A 662-nucleotide genomic window follows, 5' to 3' on the forward strand; every position below is an offset into this window, starting at 1 on the left:
ACATCTCCGCATACGCGGGACCGACCGTCTCGTGGTCGACTGCCAGGTGCCACATGACCGACATCCGTGCACCGGCCCGGGCGAAAACACTTCCCGCCATCGTCGGACTGGTATGCGAGTCGTTGACGACCCGCTCCGCGAACTCCAGCGGAACGCCGGCCTTCCGCGCGAACACCGACGCCGACGGGAACGTCTCGTGGACGAGCAGATCGGCACCGTCACACGCTGCCACCAGGGGGCGGCACGGCCGGGTATCGCCTGAGAACACGACACTGCGGCCGTTGTAGTCCAGTCGGTAGCCGACCGCGCCGTTGATGATGTGGATGACGGGAAACGAGGTGACCTGAACACCATTGCGGTCGTAGACGGTGGCGGTCCGGTCCCAGGGCACCTCGGTGGTCTCGGTGTGGGCGCCGGACTGACCGGGGTGCCCACACAGAGACTGCATGTCCCATGCGTGCGCGGCCTCGAGATGCGTCGTATAGGCACGGGTTCCGAGTTCGGGAACCTCGCCTGCCGGTCCCCAGACCTCGACCGGGTCACGCCGACCTGCCTTGGCCAGACTCCACACCAGCGTCGGCATGTCGCCGACATGATCTGCGTGCAGATGCGACAGGAACACCTTCGTCGTCTCCGTCACCGGCAACCGGAGTCCGTTGTAG

The 662-nt window shown here is 66.2% G+C and carries 1 protein-coding gene; it reads right to left on the reverse strand.

The window, feature by feature from the left end; genetic code table 11:
- The coding region (locus RZ1_RS29505) for an MBL fold metallo-hydrolase (RefSeq protein ID WP_244899425.1) at positions 1–640 on the reverse strand (640 nt) is incomplete at its 3' end.
- Positions 641–662 lie beyond the last annotated feature (22 nt).

This window comes from Rhodococcus zopfii NBRC 100606 = JCM 9919 (assembly GCF_001895025.1).
In the GTDB taxonomy this organism is placed as follows: domain Bacteria; phylum Actinomycetota; class Actinomycetes; order Mycobacteriales; family Mycobacteriaceae; genus Rhodococcus; species Rhodococcus zopfii.